The organism is Oleiphilus sp. HI0079, from assembly GCF_001635105.1.
In genome coordinates this window covers 1-391 of record NZ_LWFT01000445.1, presented here as the reverse complement: position 1 = coordinate 391, position 391 = coordinate 1, and the positions used below count along the sequence as shown (strand labels likewise).

General features: G+C 49.6%; 1 protein-coding gene. It reads left to right on the top strand.

Annotated elements, in window-relative coordinates; genetic code table 11:
• A partial coding sequence (locus tag A3750_RS05860; protein WP_156498440.1) for a M23 family metallopeptidase occupies positions 1 to 391 on the top strand: 391 nt, incomplete at both ends.

Here is a 391-nt window from a genome sequence, read left to right as displayed (position 1 = left end):
CGCCCACAAAGGCACTGACTATGCGGCATCACGAGGCACACCAATTAAAGCAACAGGTGATGGAAAAGTCGTATTTGCGGGCCGCAAAGGTGGTTATGGCAATGCAGTGATATTGCAGCACGGCCAGAAAATCACGACGCTATACGCTCACATGACTAAATTTGCGCGAAACGTAAAAACAGGAAAACGCGTTAAGCAAGGGCAAGTTATCGGCTATGTTGGTAGCACAGGACTCGCCTCTGGCCCTCACCTGCATTACGAATTTCGCGTTAACGGCGTACACAAAAACCCTGTCCGGGTAAAACTACCTCATGCGAAACCAGTACCAAGCGAGGAGTTAACGCAGTTTGCTCTGCAGACCAAACCTCTTTTAGCGCAACTGCAAACACTG